The 20,211-nt window shown below is 56.3% G+C and carries 18 protein-coding genes; 11 read left to right on the top strand and 7 right to left on the bottom strand.

Annotated elements, in window-relative coordinates; all coding sequences use genetic code 11:
• Nucleotides 1–111 precede the first annotated feature (111 nt).
• Together O1722_RS21585 and O1722_RS21580 are read left to right on the top strand one after the other, a co-directional pair.
• On the top strand, nucleotides 112–528 hold the full coding sequence (locus tag O1722_RS21585; protein ID WP_017382627.1) for a secondary thiamine-phosphate synthase enzyme YjbQ: 417 nt from the start codon (nucleotides 112–114) through the stop codon (nucleotides 526–528).
• 2 nt (nucleotides 529–530) lie between these two features.
• On the top strand, nucleotides 531–884 hold the full coding sequence (locus O1722_RS21580; protein ID WP_017382628.1) for an MmcQ/YjbR family DNA-binding protein: 354 nt from the start codon (nucleotides 531–533) through the stop codon (nucleotides 882–884).
• Nucleotides 885–887: 3 nt separating this feature from the next.
• On the opposite strand, the gene uvrA is transcribed toward O1722_RS21580, so the two are convergent.
• The gene (gene uvrA / locus O1722_RS21575; protein WP_015570187.1) at nucleotides 888–3,710 is read right to left on the bottom strand and encodes an excinuclease ABC subunit UvrA; all 2,823 of its coding nucleotides are present in this window, start codon (nucleotides 3,708–3,710) and stop codon (nucleotides 888–890) included.
• 251 nt (nucleotides 3,711–3,961) lie between these two features.
• Here uvrA and ssb1 point away from each other — a divergent pair, with 251 nt between their 5' ends.
• Complete coding sequence (gene ssb1, locus O1722_RS21570; protein WP_006177466.1) at nucleotides 3,962–4,492, top strand: single-stranded DNA-binding protein SSB1; 531 nt, start codon at nucleotides 3,962–3,964, stop codon at nucleotides 4,490–4,492.
• 62 nt (nucleotides 4,493–4,554) lie between these two features.
• On the opposite strand, the gene O1722_RS21565 is transcribed toward ssb1, so the two are convergent.
• Complete coding sequence (locus O1722_RS21565; RefSeq protein WP_003860282.1) at nucleotides 4,555–4,836, bottom strand: YjcB family protein; 282 nt, start codon at nucleotides 4,834–4,836, stop codon at nucleotides 4,555–4,557.
• A 443-nt stretch (nucleotides 4,837–5,279) separates the two neighbouring features.
• Between O1722_RS21565 and O1722_RS21560 the strand changes: the two genes are divergently transcribed.
• Together O1722_RS21560 and O1722_RS21555 are read left to right on the top strand one after the other, a co-directional pair.
• Nucleotides 5,280–6,680: a sensor domain-containing diguanylate cyclase gene (locus O1722_RS21560; protein ID WP_032672109.1), complete on the top strand. Its 1,401-nt coding sequence runs from the start codon at nucleotides 5,280–5,282 to the stop codon at nucleotides 6,678–6,680.
• 265 nt (nucleotides 6,681–6,945) lie between these two features.
• Entirely contained in the window at nucleotides 6,946–8,511 is a 1,566-nt protein-coding gene (locus tag O1722_RS21555; protein WP_033488127.1) for an EAL domain-containing protein, read from the top strand.
• A 6-nt stretch (nucleotides 8,512–8,517) separates the two neighbouring features.
• On the opposite strand, the gene soxS is transcribed toward O1722_RS21555, so the two are convergent.
• A complete protein-coding gene (gene soxS, locus O1722_RS21550) occupies nucleotides 8,518–8,844 on the bottom strand; it encodes a superoxide response transcriptional regulator SoxS (protein ID WP_003860277.1) in 327 nt (108 codons plus the stop codon).
• 98 nt (nucleotides 8,845–8,942) lie between these two features.
• Here soxS and soxR point away from each other — a divergent pair, with 98 nt between their 5' ends.
• The 4 genes from soxR (at nucleotide 8,943) to O1722_RS21530 (ending at nucleotide 13,875) form a co-directional block, all read left to right on the top strand.
• The gene (gene soxR, locus O1722_RS21545; protein WP_003860275.1) at nucleotides 8,943–9,401 is read left to right on the top strand and encodes a redox-sensitive transcriptional activator SoxR; all 459 of its coding nucleotides are present in this window, start codon (nucleotides 8,943–8,945) and stop codon (nucleotides 9,399–9,401) included.
• Between the two features lie 356 nt (nucleotides 9,402–9,757).
• Nucleotides 9,758–10,429 (top strand): glutathione S-transferase family protein, encoded by a 672-nt coding sequence (locus O1722_RS21540; protein WP_017694715.1) that lies wholly within the window; start codon nucleotides 9,758–9,760, stop codon nucleotides 10,427–10,429.
• A gap of 297 nt (nucleotides 10,430–10,726) precedes the next feature.
• On the top strand, nucleotides 10,727–12,076 hold the full coding sequence (ghxP, locus tag O1722_RS21535; protein WP_006810466.1) for a guanine/hypoxanthine transporter GhxP: 1,350 nt from the start codon (nucleotides 10,727–10,729) through the stop codon (nucleotides 12,074–12,076).
• A 152-nt stretch (nucleotides 12,077–12,228) separates the two neighbouring features.
• Nucleotides 12,229–13,875 (top strand): Na+/H+ antiporter, encoded by a 1,647-nt coding sequence (locus O1722_RS21530; protein WP_003860270.1) that lies wholly within the window; start codon nucleotides 12,229–12,231, stop codon nucleotides 13,873–13,875.
• A 75-nt stretch (nucleotides 13,876–13,950) separates the two neighbouring features.
• On the opposite strand, the gene O1722_RS21525 is transcribed toward O1722_RS21530, so the two are convergent.
• Complete coding sequence (locus tag O1722_RS21525; protein WP_033488128.1) at nucleotides 13,951–14,838, bottom strand: LysR family transcriptional regulator; 888 nt, start codon at nucleotides 14,836–14,838, stop codon at nucleotides 13,951–13,953.
• Nucleotides 14,839–14,940: 102 nt separating this feature from the next.
• On the opposite strand from O1722_RS21525, the gene O1722_RS21520 reads away from it, so the two are divergent.
• Complete coding sequence (locus tag O1722_RS21520; RefSeq protein WP_017382632.1) at nucleotides 14,941–15,351, top strand: CidA/LrgA family protein; 411 nt, start codon at nucleotides 14,941–14,943, stop codon at nucleotides 15,349–15,351.
• Nucleotides 15,344–16,033, top strand: coding sequence for an LrgB family protein (locus O1722_RS21515; RefSeq protein WP_015570195.1), 690 nt, complete (start codon nucleotides 15,344–15,346; stop codon nucleotides 16,031–16,033). Before O1722_RS21520 ends, O1722_RS21515 begins: the two co-directional genes overlap by 8 nt.
• Before the next feature lie 33 nt (nucleotides 16,034–16,066).
• Here the strand turns inward: O1722_RS21515 and actP are convergent, their stop codons facing one another.
• From actP to acs, 3 genes are all read right to left on the bottom strand, one after another.
• Complete coding sequence (gene actP, locus O1722_RS21510; RefSeq protein ID WP_033488129.1) at nucleotides 16,067–17,716, bottom strand: cation/acetate symporter ActP; 1,650 nt, start codon at nucleotides 17,714–17,716, stop codon at nucleotides 16,067–16,069.
• A complete protein-coding gene (locus O1722_RS21505) occupies nucleotides 17,713–18,027 on the bottom strand; it encodes a DUF485 domain-containing protein (RefSeq protein ID WP_017382635.1) in 315 nt (104 codons plus the stop codon). Before O1722_RS21505 ends, actP begins: the two co-directional genes overlap by 4 nt.
• Before the next feature lie 128 nt (nucleotides 18,028–18,155).
• Entirely contained in the window at nucleotides 18,156–20,114 is a 1,959-nt protein-coding gene (gene acs, locus O1722_RS21500) for an acetate--CoA ligase (RefSeq protein ID WP_033488130.1), read from the bottom strand.
• Nucleotides 20,115–20,211 lie beyond the last annotated feature (97 nt).

Genomic DNA, 20,211 nt, shown 5'->3' with positions numbered 1-20,211 from the left:
GTATTAACGGCGGGGTGAATGCTTTTTTAAGCAAATCTCGCTGCGCGGGTTTTACCTTTCGCTTTCTTGCTGCACACTTAGAAAGATTCACCTTTCATAATGGAGCAGCACATGTGGTATCAACAGACCCTGACCTTAAGCGCAAAACCACGCGGATTTCACCTTGTGACGGACGAAGTCATCGGGCAAATCCGCGACCTGTCGCGCGTCAAAACGGGTTTGCTGCATCTGCTGCTTCAGCACACGTCTGCTTCTCTCACGCTCAATGAAAATTGCGATCCCACCGTCCGGTCCGACATGGAGCACCATTTTCTGAAGAGCGTCCCGGACAACGCGCCTTATGAGCATGACTATGAGGGGGCGGACGATATGCCTTCGCACATCAAATCCTCTTTGCTGGGCGTCTCGCTGATGCTGCCGGTCCACAACGGACGGCTACAGCTGGGAACGTGGCAGGGGATCTGGCTGGGAGAACATCGCATTCACGGTGGTTCGCGTAAAATTATCGCAACGCTACAAGGGGAATAAAGATGACAATTTCGGAGATACTTCAGTACTGCATGAGCAAGCCGGGTGCGGAACAAAGCGTTCACAGCGACTGGAAAGCCACGCAGATCAAAGTGGGGGATGTGCTGTTCGCGATGGTGAAAGAGGTGGATGCGCGGCCTGCGGCATCACTGAAAACCAGTCCGGAACTGGCGGACTTACTGCGCCAGCAGCACGATGATGTCAGGCCAAGTAAGCATCTGAATAAAGCGCACTGGAGTACGGTGTTTCTCGACGGCTCGCTGCCAGATTCGCAAATTTACTACCTGGTGGATGCGTCGTATCTACAGGCGGTAGAACTGCTGCCGGAAACGATCCGACAGCAGCTCTCCGTGTGACGATTACAGCAACGGTTTGAGGAAGCGCGCGGTGTGCGAGGCTTCGCACTCTGCAACGGTCTCTGGCGTACCGGAGACGAGGATTTCACCGCCGCCGCTGCCGCCTTCCGGGCCGAGATCGACAATCCAGTCAGCGGTTTTAATCACGTCCAGGTTGTGCTCAATCACCACGATGGTGTTGCCCTGATCGCGCAGCTGGTGCAGCACGTCCAGCAGCTGCTGGATATCCGCAAAGTGCAGGCCGGTGGTCGGCTCATCCAGAATATACAGCGTCTGACCGGTACCGCGTTTGGACAGCTCACGCGCCAGCTTCACGCGCTGCGCTTCACCGCCGGACAGCGTTGTCGCTGACTGCCCCAGACGAATATAGGTCAGACCCACATCCATGAGGGTTTGCAGCTTACGCGCCAGCGCAGGGACGGCGTCAAAGAACTCGCGTGCCTCTTCGATGGTCATATCCAGCACTTCGTGGATGGTCTTGCCTTTGTACTTAATCTCCAGCGTTTCACGGTTATAACGCTTACCTTTGCACTGGTCGCACGGCACGTAGATATCCGGCAGGAAGTGCATCTCAACCTTGATTACGCCGTCGCCCTGGCACGCTTCACAGCGGCCGCCGCGCACGTTAAAGCTGAAACGGCCTGGCGTATAGCCGCGTGAACGCGCTTCCGGCACGCCGGCAAAGAGTTCACGTACGGGCGTAAAGACGCCGGTATAGGTCGCCGGGTTGGAACGCGGCGTACGGCCAATCGGGCTCTGATCGATGTCGATAACCTTGTCGAAATGCTCCAGCCCCTGAATGTCGCGGTACGGCGCAGGCTCGGCCAGCGTCGCGCCGTTCAGCGCCGTCTGCGCAATCGGGAACAGCGTATCGTTGATCAGCGTCGATTTACCGGAACCGGACACGCCGGTGATGCAGGTAAACAGCCCGACAGGCAGCGTCAGGGTCACGTCCTTCAGGTTGTTGCCGCGCGCGCCGGTCAGCTTCAGCACTTTTTCCGGGTTCGCCGCCACGCGCTGTTTCGGCACTTCAATTTTGCGCTTGCCGCTCATGTACTGGCCGGTCAGCGATTCAGGCACCGCCATGATGTCTTTCAGCGTCCCTTCCGCGACCACCTGGCCGCCGTGTACGCCTGCGCCCGGGCCGATGTCGATCACGTGGTCCGCGGCGCGGATCGCATCTTCGTCGTGCTCGACCACGATTACCGTGTTGCCGAGGTTACGCAGGTGAACCAGCGTGCCGAGCAGGCGTTCGTTGTCGCGCTGGTGCAGGCCGATAGACGGCTCATCCAGCACGTACATCACGCCGACTAAGCCCGCGCCAATCTGGCTCGCCAGACGGATACGCTGGGCTTCACCGCCGGACAGCGTTTCAGCCGAGCGGGAAAGCGTCAGGTAGTTCAGACCGACGTTCACGAGGAACTTGAGGCGATCGCCGATCTCTTTCAGCACTTTTTCAGCGATTTTCGCGCGCTGTCCGGAGAGCTTCAGGTTGTTGAAGAAGTCCATCGCGTGGCCGATGCTCATGTCTGAGATAGTCGGCAGCGCCGTGTTTTCGACAAACACGTGACGCGCTTCGCGACGCAGACGTGTACCCTCGCAGGTGGCGCAGGAGCGGTTGCTGATGAACTTCGCCAGCTCCTCACGCACCGCGCTGGATTCGGTCTCTTTGTAGCGGCGCTCCATGTTGTGCAACACCCCTTCGAACGGGTGGCGACGCACGGAAGTGTCACCGCGATCGTTCATGTACTTGAACTCAATATTCTCTTTGCCGGAACCGAACAGGATCACTTTATGTACGTTCGCGCTCAGGCTGGCCCACGGGGCTTCAACGTCGAACTTATAGTGCTCAGCCAGCGATTTCAGCATCTGGAAGTAGTAAAAATTACGCTTATCCCAGCCGCGAATAGCGCCACCCGCCAGCGACAGTTCCGGGTTTTGGATCACACGGTCCGGGTCGAAATACTGCTGAACGCCCAGGCCGTCACAGGTCGGGCACGCGCCCGCCGGGTTGTTGAACGAGAACAGGCGCGGTTCCAGCTCGCGCATGCTGTAGCCGCAAATCGGACAGGCGAAGTTGGCGGAGAAGAGCAGCTCTTCCGCTTTCGGGTCGTCCATATCGGAGACCACGGCCGTGCCGCCCGACAGTTCCAGCGCCGTTTCAAAGGACTCCGCCAGACGCGTCGCCAGATCTTCACGTACCTTAAAGCGGTCAATCACCACTTCGATGGTGTGTTTCTTTTGCAGCTCCAGCTTTGGCGGATCCGACAGGTCACACACTTCACCGTCGATACGGGCGCGGATATAGCCCTGGCTTGCCAGGTTTTCCAGCGTTTTAGTGTGTTCGCCCTTACGCTCTTTAATTATTGGCGCCAGCAGCATCAGGCGTTTGCCTTCCGGCTGCGACAGCACGTTATCCACCATCTGGCTGACGGTCTGGGCCGCCAGCGGGACGTCGTGATCCGGGCAGCGCGGCTCGCCCACGCGCGCATACAGCAGACGCAGGTAGTCATGGATTTCGGTAATGGTACCGACCGTGGAGCGCGGGTTATGCGACGTGGATTTCTGCTCAATGGAGATAGCAGGGGACAACCCTTCAATGTGGTCGACATCCGGTTTTTCCATCAGCGACAGGAACTGACGCGCGTACGCCGAGAGCGATTCAACGTAACGACGCTGTCCTTCGGCATACAAAGTGTCGAAAGCCAGTGAGGATTTGCCAGACCCCGAAAGCCCGGTCACGACGATGAGTTTGTCGCGAGGGATTATGAGGTTGATATTCTTGAGATTATGGGTGCGGGCGCCCCGAACTTCGATCTTATCCATTCACCTTTCCCGGTTGGAACACGGATTGCCTGATTTGTTTGAAGGACAAACGGCTGTCAGAAACGGCTAATTATGACACAAAATGACCTGTTTGAATATACAGTATTGGAATGCATTTTCTGATTCACTGTGTAACAATGTCGAGTTCGCGGGAGAACTCTGGAACGTGCTACGCAACTATCAAAGTGCAGCATGGAAATGGTACACTCGCGCGTTTACACTATTAAGAAACGTATTCAGGAGACACGAACATGGCCAGCAGAGGCGTAAACAAGGTGATTCTCGTCGGTAATCTGGGCCAGGACCCGGAAGTACGCTACATGCCGAGTGGTGGCGCAGTTGCCAACATTACGCTGGCTACTTCCGAATCCTGGCGTGATAAAGCGACCGGAGAAATGAAAGAGCAGACCGAATGGCACCGCGTTGTGCTGTTTGGCAAACTGGCCGAAGTGGCCGGTGAGTATCTGCGTAAAGGTTCTCAGGTCTATATCGAAGGCCAGCTGCGTACCCGCAAATGGACCGACCAATCCGGCGCTGAGAAGTACACCACGGAAGTGGTGGTGAACGTGGGCGGCACCATGCAAATGCTGGGTGGCCGTCAGGGCGGTGGCGCACCGGCAGGTGGCGGTCAGAATCAGCAGCAGGGTGGTTGGGGTCAGCCTCAGCAGCCTCAGGGCGGCAACCAGTTCAGCGGCGGCGCGCAGTCCCGTCCGCAGCAGCAGTCTGCTCCGGCACCGTCTAACGAACCGCCAATGGATTTCGACGACGATATCCCGTTCTGATATCCAGACGCGTGAAAAACAAAAAACCCAGACAATGTCTGGGTTTTTTTTATAACAGGCTATCAGGTAATCACCATCGGCCAGTCTGGCGGAGTGTGGCTCATGGCTTCAACCATCACCACTTTAATGTTTTCCCAGACGGCGGCAATGTCTACCAGCGTAATGCCAAGCAAACCTGTCGCGAACCAGCATGCGGCGCCCAACCCTAACAGGGTGCTAATCACAGCAAGACCTGCGTAGTCGGACTTTCGAAACTGAATGTTTAACGTGCTGGCCAGGAACATCAAAACCGCGCTCAACAACGGCCAGCGCAGGAGCACCATGCTGGTGGTAATGGTTGCCATAAAACCCATCCTCGACAAAACAGACGAACTGGAATGAAACAATGTTTCTCGTTACATAAGATGTGTGAACTATATCACATTTGCTGTTTTATTCGCCAGTATCCGCGTGAGGTAAAAGTGGGATTATTGCCGGGGAAAATATATCGTCGTCGCTCAGAGCGACGTCTGGTCGGAATTTTTATTTTTATTTCATCCAGATAGTAAAACCTTTGCAAAACGCCATCGGCTGTATAGCGTTTACAGCAGTATATCTATGGATTATGCTTGTGTGGAACAATAAATGTACCCGCAAAAATAATTCATCGCATTGAATTAATTGACTTTTTTGGATTTTGTATTCTTTGTTTTACACTCAGCATGCTCTTTGATTTCGTGGTCTTATTCTTTTATTCAGATATGAATTATTGCGGTTGCTCTCTCGATTAATGACCTGCGAAAAGATAATGAAAGAAAAAAGACGCGAGATTATTAACGACAGCATGCAGGCGCTGCATGCCCTGGCGAAGCTGATGCCGCAACTCAACGCGCAGTGTTCGCCAGTTGAAATGCTGGAAATTATCAACAGCGCACTGGGGGCAAATCTCTCATGGGTCAGTGTCGAATCCGCAGACGGGCCGCGCGTGGTTTGTGCCGGCGACGTGACGTGTCACGCCTTTAACGTGGCGGATTTTCTTGCCAGCACCCTGTTGCAGCGGCATCAGCGTGCCTGGCGGGTGATCTACTGGAAAGAGCATATTGGCCGGGCGGTATTTTCCCCTCAGCACCCAGGCTATGCGCGGCTGCAAAGCGGCGTGCTGTGTAAATTCTCAGCGCATGGCAGACAGTGCAGTGGTTATTTCTTTTTGGCTTTTAATGAAAAACTGACCTCGTTGCCGATATTGAAAAATATCGTGGTGGTATTGGTTGAGAAGCTAAAAGATTATTTTGATGACATCATCGTGCGGGAAAAAACGGCGCAGGAAATGCAGCGCGTCGTCACGCAATATAAAACCTTATTTGAGCGTGCTCCGGTATTAATGAACGCCTTTGACAGGCATAACCGGTGTGTATTGTGGAATGCCGAATGCGAAAAAGTCTTTGGCTGGAGTATGACTGAAATCGGCGAGCATCCCGATCCGCTGGCCCTGTTTTACCCGGATCCCGAGGAGCGACAGCGCGTGCAGGAGTCGGTTCGTTTCGCACCGCTTAAGGATATGTACGAATGGCACCCGGTGCGTAAAGACGGGACGCAGTTAACCATTCTCTGGTCAAACATCCTTTTACCGGATAACTCCATTCTCAACATTGGCCTGGATATCACCGAACGTAAAAAAGCAGAACAGCAGCTGACCGTCAAAGCCACCACGGACGATCTGACGGGCTGTCTGAATCGCTCGACAATCTTACAGCGTCTCAAAATAGCGCTGGCAGCCAGTTCGCCGCAGGATGTCAGTAGCCACTTCTGTCTCCTGATGTTCGATCTCGATTATTTCAAGCAGATCAACGATCGGTGGGGACATCAGGTTGGCGATGCGGCATTGATCCACTTTTGCGACCGTATTCGCGAGGTGAGCCCGGCCGGGTCGGCGCTGGGACGGGTGGGGGGCGAAGAGTTTGTTCTTCTGCTGGCGCACACGGATGGTATGGCCGCTACGTTGCTCTCTTCCCGGCTGCGTGCCGCGCTGATCTCAAAACCGCTGCGTGTGGGCGATAAAACGCTGGTACTCTCTTTCAGCGCCGGGGTGGTTGAAGTCTGTCAGGGGCAACGGGATACTTCTGCCATACTGATGCGTGCCGATAAGGCATTATATGACGCCAAGCGTACGGGAAGAGGAAAAACGGTCCTGGCGTCTGATTATTTATAAATCAGCATAAGAACAAAGAGCAGGCTATTTCAGCCAGCGAATTTTCCACACCTGTCGCGGGTAATTATTTTCCTTATCAGAAACGAAATGAATACTTTTAGTTTGGCTTACGGGAAAATATTATCGGCATCACGAATTTTAGGATTTTTAATACCAAAAGTCAGTTGCTAACTTCCCATGATTCATGCAACGTAATCACCTGTTTATCAAAGCAGCCGGTCTTCATTGCTACAGGCGTACAACATGCAGGGATACAGAGCGGGAAATGAATCGTAGCGCGCTGCGCAACATGCTCAAAGTGGTCGGGATTATCATGGTAGTTATGCTGCCGGTGATGCTCGCGCTATGGTTTGCCCAGCTTAGAGCCGTGTCGGAAATCAGCGCCCAGCTGCGCACGTTTGCTGAACTTGCTTTAAACAAAACTGAACGGGTTATTCAACAGGTTGATCTGGCCCGGGAAGACGCGGAAAAATATCAGGGAAAAGTGTGTACGCCGGAGCATCGTCAATATATGTTGAACGTTTCCCGCGGTCGTCTTTTTGTTGCCGATTTAATTTATGCTGAAGGCCAGGCGTTTCTCTGCTCGACCCTTTTTACGCCGGATCATCCTTACACCATCCCCGCTGCCAATTACACACGTAAACCCGACGTTGCTATCTATTATTTTCGCAATACGCCATTTTTTGATGGTTATAAAATGATATATATGCAGCGCGGAAATTATGTCGCAGTGGTCAACCCGCTTTCGTACAGTGAGGTGATGTCAGACGATCGTTCCCTGTCGTGGGGGGTGTATGACACCGTCAGCAATGCATTCTTTTCTGTAAGCCAGAAAGCCAATATTTCTTTATTGCATTCGATGCTTCGACATCAGGAAACGACTTTTCAGAAAGGTGACCGTTTTTATACGATCGTGAAATCCGGGCAGCGGCCGATTGCGGCCATCGTTTCAACCTCCAGCGCCCGTTTTTATAAAACGCTTTATCATCAGGCTACCCTGACGCTACCGCTGGGGATAATTTGCAGCATTATTATTCTGCTGGTGTGGTCGCGTACCCACCGTGAATTCAATTCGCCTGGCCGACTTCTGCACCGGGCGCTGAATAAACGCCAGCTGTGCGTCCATTATCAGCCCATTATTGATATTAAAAATAACCAGTGCGTGGGGGCAGAGGCGTTGTTGCGCTGGCCTGGATTCAACGGTCAGGTTATGAGCCCGGCGGAATTTATTCCCCTGGCAGAAAAAGAGGGGATGATTGAGCGCATTACGGATTACGTCGTGGAGGAGGTGTTCAGCGATCTGGGCCATTTTCTTGCCGCTCATCCCGATCTGTATGTCTCGATTAACCTGTCGGCGTCGGATTTTCACTCTTCGCGTCTTATCGCCCTGATCTCCGACAAAGCCCGCTTTTACTCGGTTCGCGCGCAGCAAATCAAAATTGAGGTGACGGAGCGGGGGTTTATTGACGTGCCGAAAACCACGCCGGTCATTCAGGCGTTTCGCCAGGCGGGGTATGAAGTGGCGATTGATGATTTCGGAACCGGCTACTCTAACCTGCATAACCTCTATTCGCTGAACGTCGATATCCTGAAAATCGACAAATCCTTTATCGATACCTTAACCACCAATAGCACCAGCCACCTGATTGCCGAGCACATCATTGAGATGGCGCAAAGCCTGCGGCTGAAAACCATTGCGGAAGGGGTCGAGACGGGGGAGCAGGTGAGCTGGTTGCTGAAGCGTGGCGTGCAGTATTGTCAGGGATGGCACTTCGCGAAAGCGATGCCGCCCCAGGCATTTATGGCCTGGCAGCAGCAACCCTTGCGTTAACACGCATTAATTGAGCTGATGACGGTAGTCGCTCGGCGTACGGTCAAACTCGCGGCGGAAGACGCGGGAAAAGGTCTGCTGCGACACATAGCCCAGATCCATTGCGATATCAAAAATGGGCCGCTGCGTGGAGCGTAACGCCTGCGCCGCCAGCAGGAGCCTGCGCTGGCGAATGTAATCACCCAGCGTTTGATGCATTACGGTGCGGAACATTCTCTGTAAATACCATTTCGAATAGCCCGACTTCTTAGCGACCACATCAATGTTCAACGGCTGGTCGATATGTTCATCAATCCATTCAATAAGTGTCTGAATAATTTGCTGATGCGACATAAGGTTACCCCTCTGTGGAGACATCTGTCCTGGTTGATTCGTCGTTTTCTCTGCGGGGGAGTATAATTCCTCAAGTTAACTTGAGGTAAAGAGGTTTTATGGAAAAGAGATTACCGCGCATCAAAGCGCTGTTAACCCCCGGTGAAGTGGCTAAGCGAAGCGGTGTGGCGGTGTCGGCACTCCACTTCTATGAAAGCAAAGGGTTAATAAAAAGTATCCGTAACGCCGGAAACCAACGGCGCTACACCCGCGATGTGCTCCGCTACGTGGCGATCATCAAAATTGCGCAACGTATCGGCATTCCTCTGGCCACCATCGGTGACGCGTTCGGCGTATTGCCGGAAGGGCACTCGCTGAGCGCGAAGGAGTGGAAGCAGCTGTCGTCCCAGTGGCGAGAAGAGCTGGATCGTCGTATTCACACGCTGGTGGCCCTGCGCGATGAGCTGGACGGCTGCATTGGTTGCGGGTGTTTATCACGCAGCGATTGTCCGCTGCGTAACCCGGGTGACAGGCTGGGCGAGCAGGGAACAGGGGCGCGGTTGCTGGAGGAGGATTGAGAGGTGTTTGCCGGATGGCGCTTCGCTTACCCGGCCTACGCTCTCGGTTTTGCAGGTCGGGTAAGGCGCAGCCGCCACCCGGCAACAAGCATAAAGAACTAAAGCGCCACTAAGGGCGCTTTAGTTTTTTCCGGTCTTTGTCTTTCTCTCTATCCCGCTGGCTCACGGGAGGGTTTCCCCCGACATCAGTACCCCTCGTGTCGAGCTTGTGGAGGAGGTTCCGGTTTGTACTGACACTTTAATTCTATGCCCGGCCGCCGTTTTTGCCACCGGAGACGGTGAGATTTTAGCCAAATTTTTTTCGTGAAGTTGTTCAGTTTTCTATAGTTAAAAAGTATGAATCACCGGAGAACATCATGCTAACGGTCCACCACCTTAATCAGTCTCGTTCACATCGCGTCCTCTGGGCGCTGGAAGAGCTGGGTCTGACGTATGAGATTGTGCGCTACCAGCGCGAGAAATCCATGCTTGCACCGGATTCGCTCAAAAAAGTGCATCCGCTGGGGAAATCCCCGGTACTGGAAGATAACGGACTGGTGCTGGCCGAATCAGGCGCGATTCTGGAATATCTTCAGGAAACGTACGATTCGGCGTCACGATTCAAACCGTTAGATCCCGCCCATAAAGTGCAGTATCGCTTCTGGCTGCATTACGCCGAAGGGTCTTTGATGCCGCTACTGTTAATGAAGCTGGTGTTTAACAGCCTCGGCAAACCACCCGTCCCGTTTGGCCTGCGCACGCTGGGTAAGGCGCTGGGGCAGGGGGTGCAAAAAGCGTATCTCAACCGCCAGCTGGAAACGCATGCGCGCTTTATTAACGATCATCTTGCCGAAAACAGCTGGTTTGCCGGCGACACGCTGACCATGGCTGATATCCAGATGAGTTTTCCCCTCTTCGCCCTGCTGGCGAGAGGCGGCATTGACAATCTCGACCACATAGCGGCGTGGAAACAGAGAGTGGAGGCACGTCCGGGCTGGCAGACAACGCTTGCGAAAGGCGGCCCGCTGACAATCCCCGGCGAGGGATGAAATGTAACGAAATTGCGCATGGACGATAACGTTTGCGCATCCTCTGCTTAATTCTTCATCGTCATGAGGCAATTTTAGCGAAAAACGAGAAAGTTCAGTTGAAAAGGGCGGGTATTAGGCTAGATAATCGTTTGCCTACATTTGACCACCCGTTTTGTAAGCGCGGAGCTAAACGTTTGCTTTTTTTGTGACGCCCCTTTCGTCGCAAACGCAGCACAAGGATTTGACGTTTCGCTGGCAGTGGAGTCTCCACCACGCTTACGGACTTTCAATAAAAATTTTCAGGGGATGTTTTCTATGTCTACGCCATCTGCGCGTACCGGCGGTTCACTTGACGCCATGTTTAAAATTTCTGCTCGCGGCAGCACCGTGCGCCAGGAAGTTGTTGCCGGTCTGACCACGTTTCTGGCGATGGTGTACTCCGTCATCGTGGTGCCAGGCATGCTCGGCAAAGCGGGCTTCCCGCCAGCGGCGGTCTTCGTTGCCACCTGCCTGGTTGCGGGTGTGGGTTCGATTGTGATGGGCCTGTGGGCGAACCTGCCGCTGGCGATCGGGTGCGCCATCTCCCTGACCGCGTTTACCGCCTTCAGCCTGGTGCTGGGCCAGCATATCAGCGTCCCGGTAGCGCTCGGCGCCGTGTTCCTGATGGGCGTGCTGTTCACCGTAATTTCAGCAACCGGCATTCGTAGCTGGATTTTGCGCAACCTGCCGCAGGGCGTGGCGCACGGCACCGGCATCGGTATTGGCCTGTTCCTGCTGCTGATCGCTGCCAACGGCGTGGGTCTGGTCATCAAGAACCCGCTGGACGGCCTGCCGGTTGCGCTGGGTAACTTCGCGAGCTTCCCGGTGATCATGTCGCTGGTGGGTCTGGCGGTGATCATTGGCCTGGAAAAACTGAAAGTGCCGGGCGGCATTCTGCTGACCATTATCGGCGTGTCCATCGTCGGCCTGATCTTCGACCCGACCGTTCATTTCTCCGGGATTTTCGCCATGCCGTCGCTGAGTGATGACAAAGGCAACTCCCTGATTGGCAGCCTGGATATTGTGGGCGCGCTGAACCCGGTGATCCTGCCAAGCGTGCTGGCGCTGGTAATGACCGCGGTGTTTGATGCCACGGGCACCATCCGCGCGGTGGCCGGTCAGGCTAACCTGCTGGATAAAGACGGACAGATTATTGACGGCGGCAAAGCGCTGACCACCGACTCCCTGAGCAGCGTTTTCTCTGGCCTGGTAGGTGCGGCGCCTGCGGCGGTGTACATTGAGTCCGCAGCGGGTACGGCGGCAGGCGGTAAAACCGGCCTGACGGCCATCACCGTTGGCGTGCTGTTCCTGCTGATCCTGTTCCTCTCTCCGCTCTCTTATCTGGTGCCGGCTTACGCGACCGCACCTGCGCTGATGTACGTTGGCCTGCTGATGCTGAGCAACGTGGCGAAAATCGACTTCGCGGATTTTGTTGATGCTATGTCCGGCCTGATCACTGCGGTATTCATCGTGCTGACCTGTAACATCGTGACCGGCATTATGATCGGCTTCGCCTCGCTGGTGATTGGGCGTCTGGTCTCCGGTGAGTGGCGTAAGCTGAACATCGGTACCGTGGTCATCGCCGTTGCGCTGGTGGCGTTTTACGCGGGCGGCTGGGCCATCTGAATTGACTTTTTATGCGAAAACGGGTGGCTCAGGCCGCCCGTTTTTATTTTCAGGACTCATCCTGTTGCCTTTTACGTTACTCTGGAGAGGATAGAATAAGAGGCACGACGCCTCAGGTTTGGCATATAAGAAACACAGCAAACAGGGAACGCATGGAAATTTTCTTCACAATACTCATCATGACCCTTGTGGTCTCATTATCCGGGGTGGTTACACGCGTACTGCCCTTCCAGGTCCCCCTGCCTTTAATGCAAATAGCTATCGGTGCGCTGCTGGCGTGGCCGACGTTCGGTCTGCACGTGGAGTTCGATCCGGAACTGTTCCTCGTGCTGTTTATCCCGCCGCTGCTGTTTGCCGATGGCTGGAAAACGCCGACGCGCGAATTTCTGGAGCACGGGCGAGAGATCTTCGGCCTGGCGCTGGCGCTGGTGGTGGTCACCGTGGTCGGGATTGGTTTTCTGATCTACTGGGCCGTACCGGGGATCCCGCTCATACCCGCCTTTGCGCTGGCCGCCGTGCTGTCGCCTACCGACGCCGTGGCGCTGTCCGGCATTGTGGGCGAAGGGCGCATTCCAAAGAAAATCATGGGCATTTTGCAGGGCGAGGCGCTGATGAACGACGCTTCTGGCCTGGTCGCCCTCAAGTTTGCCGTGGCGGTTGCCATGGGCACCATGGTCTTTACCGTCGGCGGCGCGACCCTGGAATTCTTCAAGGTGGCGATTGGCGGTATCCTCGCGGGCTTCGTAGTGAGCTGGCTGTACGGACGCTCGCTGCGCTTCCTTAGCCGCTGGGGTGGTGATGAACCGGCGACGCAGATCGTCCTGCTGTTCCTGCTGCCGTTTGCCTCTTACCTGATTGCCGAACACATTGGCGTGTCGGGCATTCTGGCGGCGGTAGCCGCGGGGATGACCATCACCCGCTCCGGCGTTATGCGGCGCGCGCCGCTGGCGATGCGCCTGCGCGCGAACAGTACCTGGGCTATGCTCGAGTTTGTGTTTAACGGCATGGTGTTCCTGCTGTTGGGCCTGCAACTGCCGGGCATTATGGAATCCTCGCTGATTGCGGCCGAAGCGGATCCAAACGTTGAAGTCTGGATGCTGTTTACCGATATCGTGCTCATCTACCTTGCACTGATGCTGGTGCGTTTCGGCTGGCTGTGGACGATGAAGAAATTCAGCGTTCGCTTCCTGACCAAAAAGCCGATGGAGTTTGGCTCGTGGACCACGCGCGAGCTGCTGATTGCCTCTTTCGCGGGCGTGCGCGGGGCGATCACCCTTGCTGGTGTCCTCTCCATTCCTCTGCTGCTGCCGACGGGTGACGTCTTCCCGGCGCGCTACGAGCTGGTGTTCCTGGCGGCGGGGGTGATCCTCTTCTCCCTGTTTGTCGGCGTGATTATGCTGCCGATTCTGCTGCAACATATTGACGCGGGGGACTCCTCGCAACAGCACAAAGAAGAGCGGATTGCCCGTGCGGCGACGGCGGAAGTGGCGATTGTCGCCATCGAGAAGATGGAGGAGCGTCTGGCCGCCGATGCCGAAGAGAACATTGATAACCAGCTGCTGAAGGAAGTCAGTTCACGCGTGATCGGTAATTTGCGTCGCCGTGCTGACGGACGTAACGACGTGGAAAGTTCGTTGCAGGAAGAGAACCTCGAACGCCGTTTCCGCCTGGCGGCGCTGCGCTCCGAGCGTGCCGAGCTGTATCACCTGCGCGCCACGCGGCAGATCAGCAACGAGACGCTGCAAAAGCTGCTGCACGATCTGGATCTGCTGGAAGCGTTGTTGATAGAGAATCAGTAGCGCTGTAATTGCCCGGTGGCGCTGCGCTTACCGGGCCTACGTGCTCGATCGGTTCCCTCTCCCTGTGGGAGAGGGTTAGGGTGAGGGTACCCAAAACCCCTCACAACATTGCAACCACGCCTGCGCGCTGTGCGACAGATAGACCCCTTCACGCCAGATCATCCCCAGCTGCCAGTGCAGGTCGCTCTCCAGCGGGATCCAGCGCAGCGTATTTTTATCCAGCCGCTCGCAGATCGGCTGCGGCAGAATGGCAATCCCCACGCCCGCCTGTACCATCGCCGCCAGAAAATCCCACTGGCCGCTGCGCACCGCAATGCGCGGCTTCACGTTATGCTGGTTAAACAGCGCCATCAGCTGGCGGCTTAAGGCAAAATCTTCGTTGTAAATCAGCAGCGGGTGTTCGCCGAGCAGCTCGGGTTTTACTGACTCAATCTTCAGCCAGTCGCCGGAGCGGGGAACCAGCACGCACAGCGGGTGGCTAAAGAGCGGCAGCGTCGCCAGGCCGCTTTCCTCCTCCACGGGAAGGGCCGTCATGGCCACGTCCAGTTCACCGTTCATCACCGCCTGCTGCACGGTCAGGCCGCCAAATTCAGCAATTTTTAGCTCAACGCCGGGATAGCGCTGACGAAACAGGCTTATCGGGCCGGCCATCATCATGCCGACCATCGGCGGAATACCGAGCCGCAGCAGCCCTTTTGTCAGATGGTTGATGTCCCCAAGCTCGGCCTCCAGCTGGCGGAACTCCGCCAGAATTGCCAGCCCGCGCTCGAACACCACGCGACCGGTATCGGTCAGCAGTAGCTTGCGTCCGTCGCGGATCAGCAGGGTACAGTTCAGCTCATCTTCGAGGTTTTTCAGCATCTTGCTGATGGTTGGCTGGGTTACGAATAACTTCTCCGCTGCGCGGGTAAAACTTTGCTGGCGAACCACCTCGACAAAATAGCGCAGCGTTCTTATGTCCATGATTATTCCTCGAAACTATACCTTCGATGATTTTAATTCATTTCAGTCGATACCGTACGCTCACTATACTGGCGCCTCGTCTCATTTCTGAGGAAAACCCCCATGGCCGTGGCGTTAAGCCGTGTTACGCCTGCCGTTGTTCAACGACTCCAGGTACCGGTTCAGGTACTGCTTTACGCGGGACTGTTTGTTTTCGCGGAATATCTTGTCGACTGGCTGCATCTGCCTTTACCCGCCAACCTGGTGGGGATGGTGCTGTTGCTGACGCTGATCCTCTGTCGCGCGTTGCCCCTTAGCTGGGTGCGGGCCGGCGCACGCTGGCTGCTGGCGGAGATGCTGTTGTTCTTTGTGCCGGCCGTGGTGGCGGTGGTGAACTATGCCCAGCTGCTGATGGTCGACGGCTGGCGCATCTTTGCGGTTATCGCCCTGAGCACGATGATGGTGCTGGGCGCCACTGCCTGGGTGGTGGATAAAGTGTATCGCTTTGAAATCAGCAGGCAGAAGCATGACTAACTTTCAGATAAGCGTGCTGTGCCTGATTGCGACAGTCGTCATCTACTTTGCCAACAAGCGCCTGTATCGCCGCTTTCGCGCGCTGCCGCTGATGCCGCTGGTCTTTACGCCGATCCTGCTGGTGCTGATGCTGGTCTTCGGCCATATCTCCTGGCAGAACTACATTGGCGAATCCCACTGGCTGCTGTGGCTGCTCGGCCCGGCGACCATCGCCTTCGCCGTACCCGTTTATGACAACCTCGCCATTATCAGACGCCACTGGATGTCGCTCAGCGCGGGTGTCGTCACCGCGACGGTGGTGGCGGTGTGCAGTTCGGTCTGGCTGGCGCGGCTGTTTACCCTGTCGGATGAAATCCAGCGCAGCCTGGCGGTGCGTTCGGTGACCACGCCGTTTGCGCTGGCAGCCGCCAAACCGCTCGGTGGCCAGCCGGATCTGGTGGCGCTGTTTGTGGTGGTGACGGGCGTCTTCGGCATGGCAGTGGGGGATGTGCTGTTTCTGCGGCTTTCCATTCGCGAAGGGATGGCGAAAGGCGCGGGGTTTGGCGCGGCGTCGCACGGGGCGGGGACGGCACGTTCGTATGAGCTGGGACAGCAGGAGGGCGTGGTCGCGAGCCTGGTGATGATGCTTTCGGGCGTCACGATGGTGCTGATTGCGCCGCTGGTGGCGTGGGTGATGTTTTAAGCTCCCCGGCCAGAGCGACCGGGGAGAAAAGGCTTAGTGCGCGCGGCCCTGCTCAACGCCCAGGCCGGTTTGCGAGCGGATAAACTGGGCGCGGAATTTTTCACGCTCCAGGTTACCCTCCGGTGAATTATCGGTGGCAGAGAAAATCCAGATCCCGATAAACGCCACGGCAATGGAGAACAGCGCCGGGTATTCATACGGGAAGATAGCGCTTTCGTGACCGAGGATCTGCACCCAGATGGTCGGGCCGAGGATCATCAGAATCACCGCCGTCAGCAGGCCCAGCCAGCCGCCAATCATCGCCCCACGGGTGGTCAGTTTTGACCAGTACATGGAGAGCAGAATGATCGGGAAGTTACAGCTTGCCGCAATCGAGAAGGCCAGCCCGACCATAAAGGCGATGTTCTGTTTCTCGAACAAAATCCCCAGCAGGATGGCGACAACGCCCAGCACCAGCACGGTGATTTTGGAGACCTTCAGCTCATCGCGCTCGCTTGCGCCTTTGCGGAAGACGTTGGCGTAGAGGTCATGCGAAACCGCCGACGCGCCGGCCAGCGTCAGCCCTGCAACCACCGCGAGGATGGTGGCAAAGGCCACGGCAGAGATAAAGCCGAGGAACAGGTTGCCGCCCACCGCGTCGGCCAGATGCACCGCCGCCATGTTGTTACCGCCGATAAGCGCGCCCGCCGCGTCTTTAAACGCCGGGTTTGCCCCCACCAGCATGATTGCGCCGAAGCCGATGATAAAGGTCAGAATGTAGAAGTAGCCCATAAACCCGGTAGCGTAGAACACGCTTTTACGCGCTTCACGCGCATCTGACACCGTGAAGAAACGCATCAGGATATGCGGCAGGCCAGCGGTACCGAACATCAGGCCGAGACCGAGCGAGAGCGCGGATATCGGATCTTTCACCAGCCCGCCCGGGCTCATGATCGCTTCCCCTTTCGGGTGGACCGCCATCGCTTCGGTAAACAGATTATTGAAGCTGAACCCGACGTGCTTCATCACCATAAAGGCCATAAAGCTGGCGCCGAACAGCAGCAGTACCGCTTTGATGATCTGTACCCAGGTGGTGGCCAGCATGCCGCCGAACAGGACGTACATCACCATCAGCACGCCTACCAGCACCACCGCGACGTGGTAGTTCAGGCCGAACAGCAGCTCGATCAGTTTGCCCGCGCCCACCATCTGGGCGATCAGATAGAGCGCCACCACCACCAGCGAACCGCAGGCGGAGAGGGAGCGAATCGGCCCCTGCTTCAGGCGATAGGAGGCGACGTCAGCAAAGGTATAGCGTCCCAGGTTGCGCAGGCGCTCGGCAATCAGGAACAGAATGATTGGCCAGCCCACCAGGAACCCGAGGGAGTAGATCAGGCCGTCATACCCGGAGGTGTACACCAGCGCGGAGATCCCAAGGAACGAGGCGGCGGACATAAAGTCCCCCGCGATCGCCAGCCCGTTCTGGAAGCCGGTAATATTGCCGCCCGCGGTGTAGTAATCGTTACGGGAGCGTACGCGTTTCGACGCCCAGTAGGTGATATACAGCGTCAGCACCACGAAAATCAGGAACATGATAATCGCCTGCCAGTTGGTTGGCTGGCGCTGAACCTCGCCGGTAAGGGCATCTGCCGCATGGGCAGCAAAGGGAAGTGTGGCGGCTAGCGCCGTCAGGACTCGCTTCATGATGCTTTTACCTCGCGCAGAACTTCTCTGTTAAGACGATCGAATTCACCGTTCGCACGCCAGACGTACACACCCGTGAGCACAAACGAAATGATGATCACGCCAATCCCAATCGGAATACCGCGCGTGACGCTGGTACCCTCATGCAGCGGGGTGCCCAGCCAGTGCGGCGCAAAGGCGATCAGCAGAATAAAGCCGACGTAGATAATCAGCATGATGATGGAAAGGATGAAGGCAAACCGTTGCCGTTTTTCGACGAGCTCCCTGTAGTGCGCACTATTCTCTATCTGCTGACAAATATCGTTATTCATCACAGAGTCTCCAGAAGTAAGGTTGGTTTGTTTTTATCCCCTCTCCCCTGTGGGGAGAGGGTGAGGGGAGGAAGGTGCGGTCTGATGCCCTCACCCCGGCCCTCTCCCACGGGGAGAGGGAGAAAACACTAGGAAGGCATTGCGATGGCCTGCTTCTCTTCGAGCAGTTTGTCCACCACGCCAGGATCGGCCAGCGTTGAGGTATCACCGAGGTTACTGGTGTCGCCCGCCGCGATTTTGCGCAGGATACGGCGCATAATCTTGCCGGAACGGGTTTTCGGCAGCGAGTCGGTCCAGTGCAGCACGTCCGGCGTGGCAAGCGGGCCGATCTCTTTACGCACCCAGTTGCGCACCTCGGTATACAGCTCTGGCGACGGCTCTTCGCCGTGGTTCAGAGTGACGTAGGCGTAGATCGCCTGGCCTTTGATGTTGTGAGGAATGCCGACAACCGCCGCTTCGGCAATTTTCGGATGCGACACCAGCGCAGACTCAATCTCCGCCGTGCCCAGACGGTGGCCGGAGACGTTCAGCACGTCGTCCACGCGTCCGGTGATCCAGTAATAACCGTCTTCATCCCGGCGCGCGCCGTCGCCGCTGAAGTACATGTTTTTGAAGGTCGAGAAGTAGGTTTGCTCGAAGCGCTCATGGTCGCCGAACAGGGTACGCGCCTGGCCAGGCCAGGAATCGACGATCACCAGGTTGCCCTCGGTAGCGCCTTCCTGCGGATTGCCTTCGTTGTCCACCAGCGCAGGCTGCACGCCGAAGAACGGACGGGTGGCCGAACCGGCTTTCAGCTGCGTGGCGCCCGGCATCGGGGTGATCATGAAGCCGCCGGTTTCGGTCTGCCACCAGGTATCCATCACCGGGCACTTCTCGTTGCCGATCTTCTTCCAGTACCACTCCCAGGCTTCGGGGTTGATCGGCTCGCCCACGGAGCCGAGGATACGCAGGGAAGAGCGGTCGGTCCCTTCGATAGCTTTATCTCCTTCTGCCATCAGCGCGCGGATCGCCGTTGGCGCGGTGTAGAGAATGTTGACCTGATGCTTATCAACCACCTGGCACATACGCGCCGGGGTCGGCCAGTTCGGTACGCCTTCAAACATCAGCGTCGTTGCGCCGCAGGCCAGCGGGCCGTACAGCAGGTAGCTATGACCGGTCACCCAGCCCACGTCGGCGGTACACCAGTAGATGTCGCCCGGATGGTAGTCGAAAACGTATTTAAAGGTGGTGGCCGCGTAAACCAGATAGCCGCCGGTGGTATGCAGCACGCCTTTCGGCTTACCGGTGGAGCCGGAGGTATACAGGATAAACAGCGGATCTTCCGCGTTCATCTCTTCAGGCTGATGCTGGTCGCTCGCGTTTTCAATCAGATCGCTCCACCACAGGTCGCGCCCCTCGTGCCAGTCGATTTTGCCGCCCGTGCGTTTGAAGACAATGACGTTGTTGATGGATTTTACGTTCGGGTTTTTCAGCGCTTCATCAACGTTTTTCTTCAGCGGAATACCGCGCCCGGCGCGCACGCCCTCGTCAGCGGTGATCACCAGCTTCGAATTCGAGTCGACAATACGCCCGGCAACCGCCTCCGGCGAGAAACCGCCGAAGATAACGGAGTGGATCGCACCGATGCGCGCGCAGGCCAGCATAGCCACGGCGGCTTCCGGCACCATTGGCATATAGATCGCCACCACATCGCCTTTTTTAATGCCCTGGGCCAGCAGCACGTTGGCAAAGCGGCACACGTCGCGATGAAGTTCTTTATACGAGATGTGTTTACTCTGAGAGGCATCATCGCCTTCCCAGATGATGGCCGTTTCGTTGCCGCGTTCAGCAAGATGGCGGTCCAGGCAGTTCGCCGCCAGGTTCAGCGTGCCGTCTTCATACCATTTAATGGAGACGTTGCCCGGCGCGAAAGAGGTGTTCTTTACCTTCTGATAAGGTTTGATCCAGTCGAGGATGTGGCCCTGCTCACCCCAGAACGCGTCAGGGCTGGAAACGGACTGCTGGTATTTCTCCTGGTATTGCTCCGGGCTTATCAGGCAACGGTCCGCAATGTTTGCGGGAATGTCGTGTTTGTGTATTTGGCTCATGGCTTTTTTTCTCCTTGTAAGATGTTAATAATATGTCGCAAAAACGTTAATAGTAGGGGCTTTACAAGCTTTGTTTAGTATTTGGGCGACAGATCAC

The organism is Enterobacter cloacae complex sp. HYC003_NIDB (genome assembly GCF_056673375.1).
Note: the sequence above shows the minus strand (reverse complement) of the source record. Positions and strands in the feature narration are given on the sequence as shown.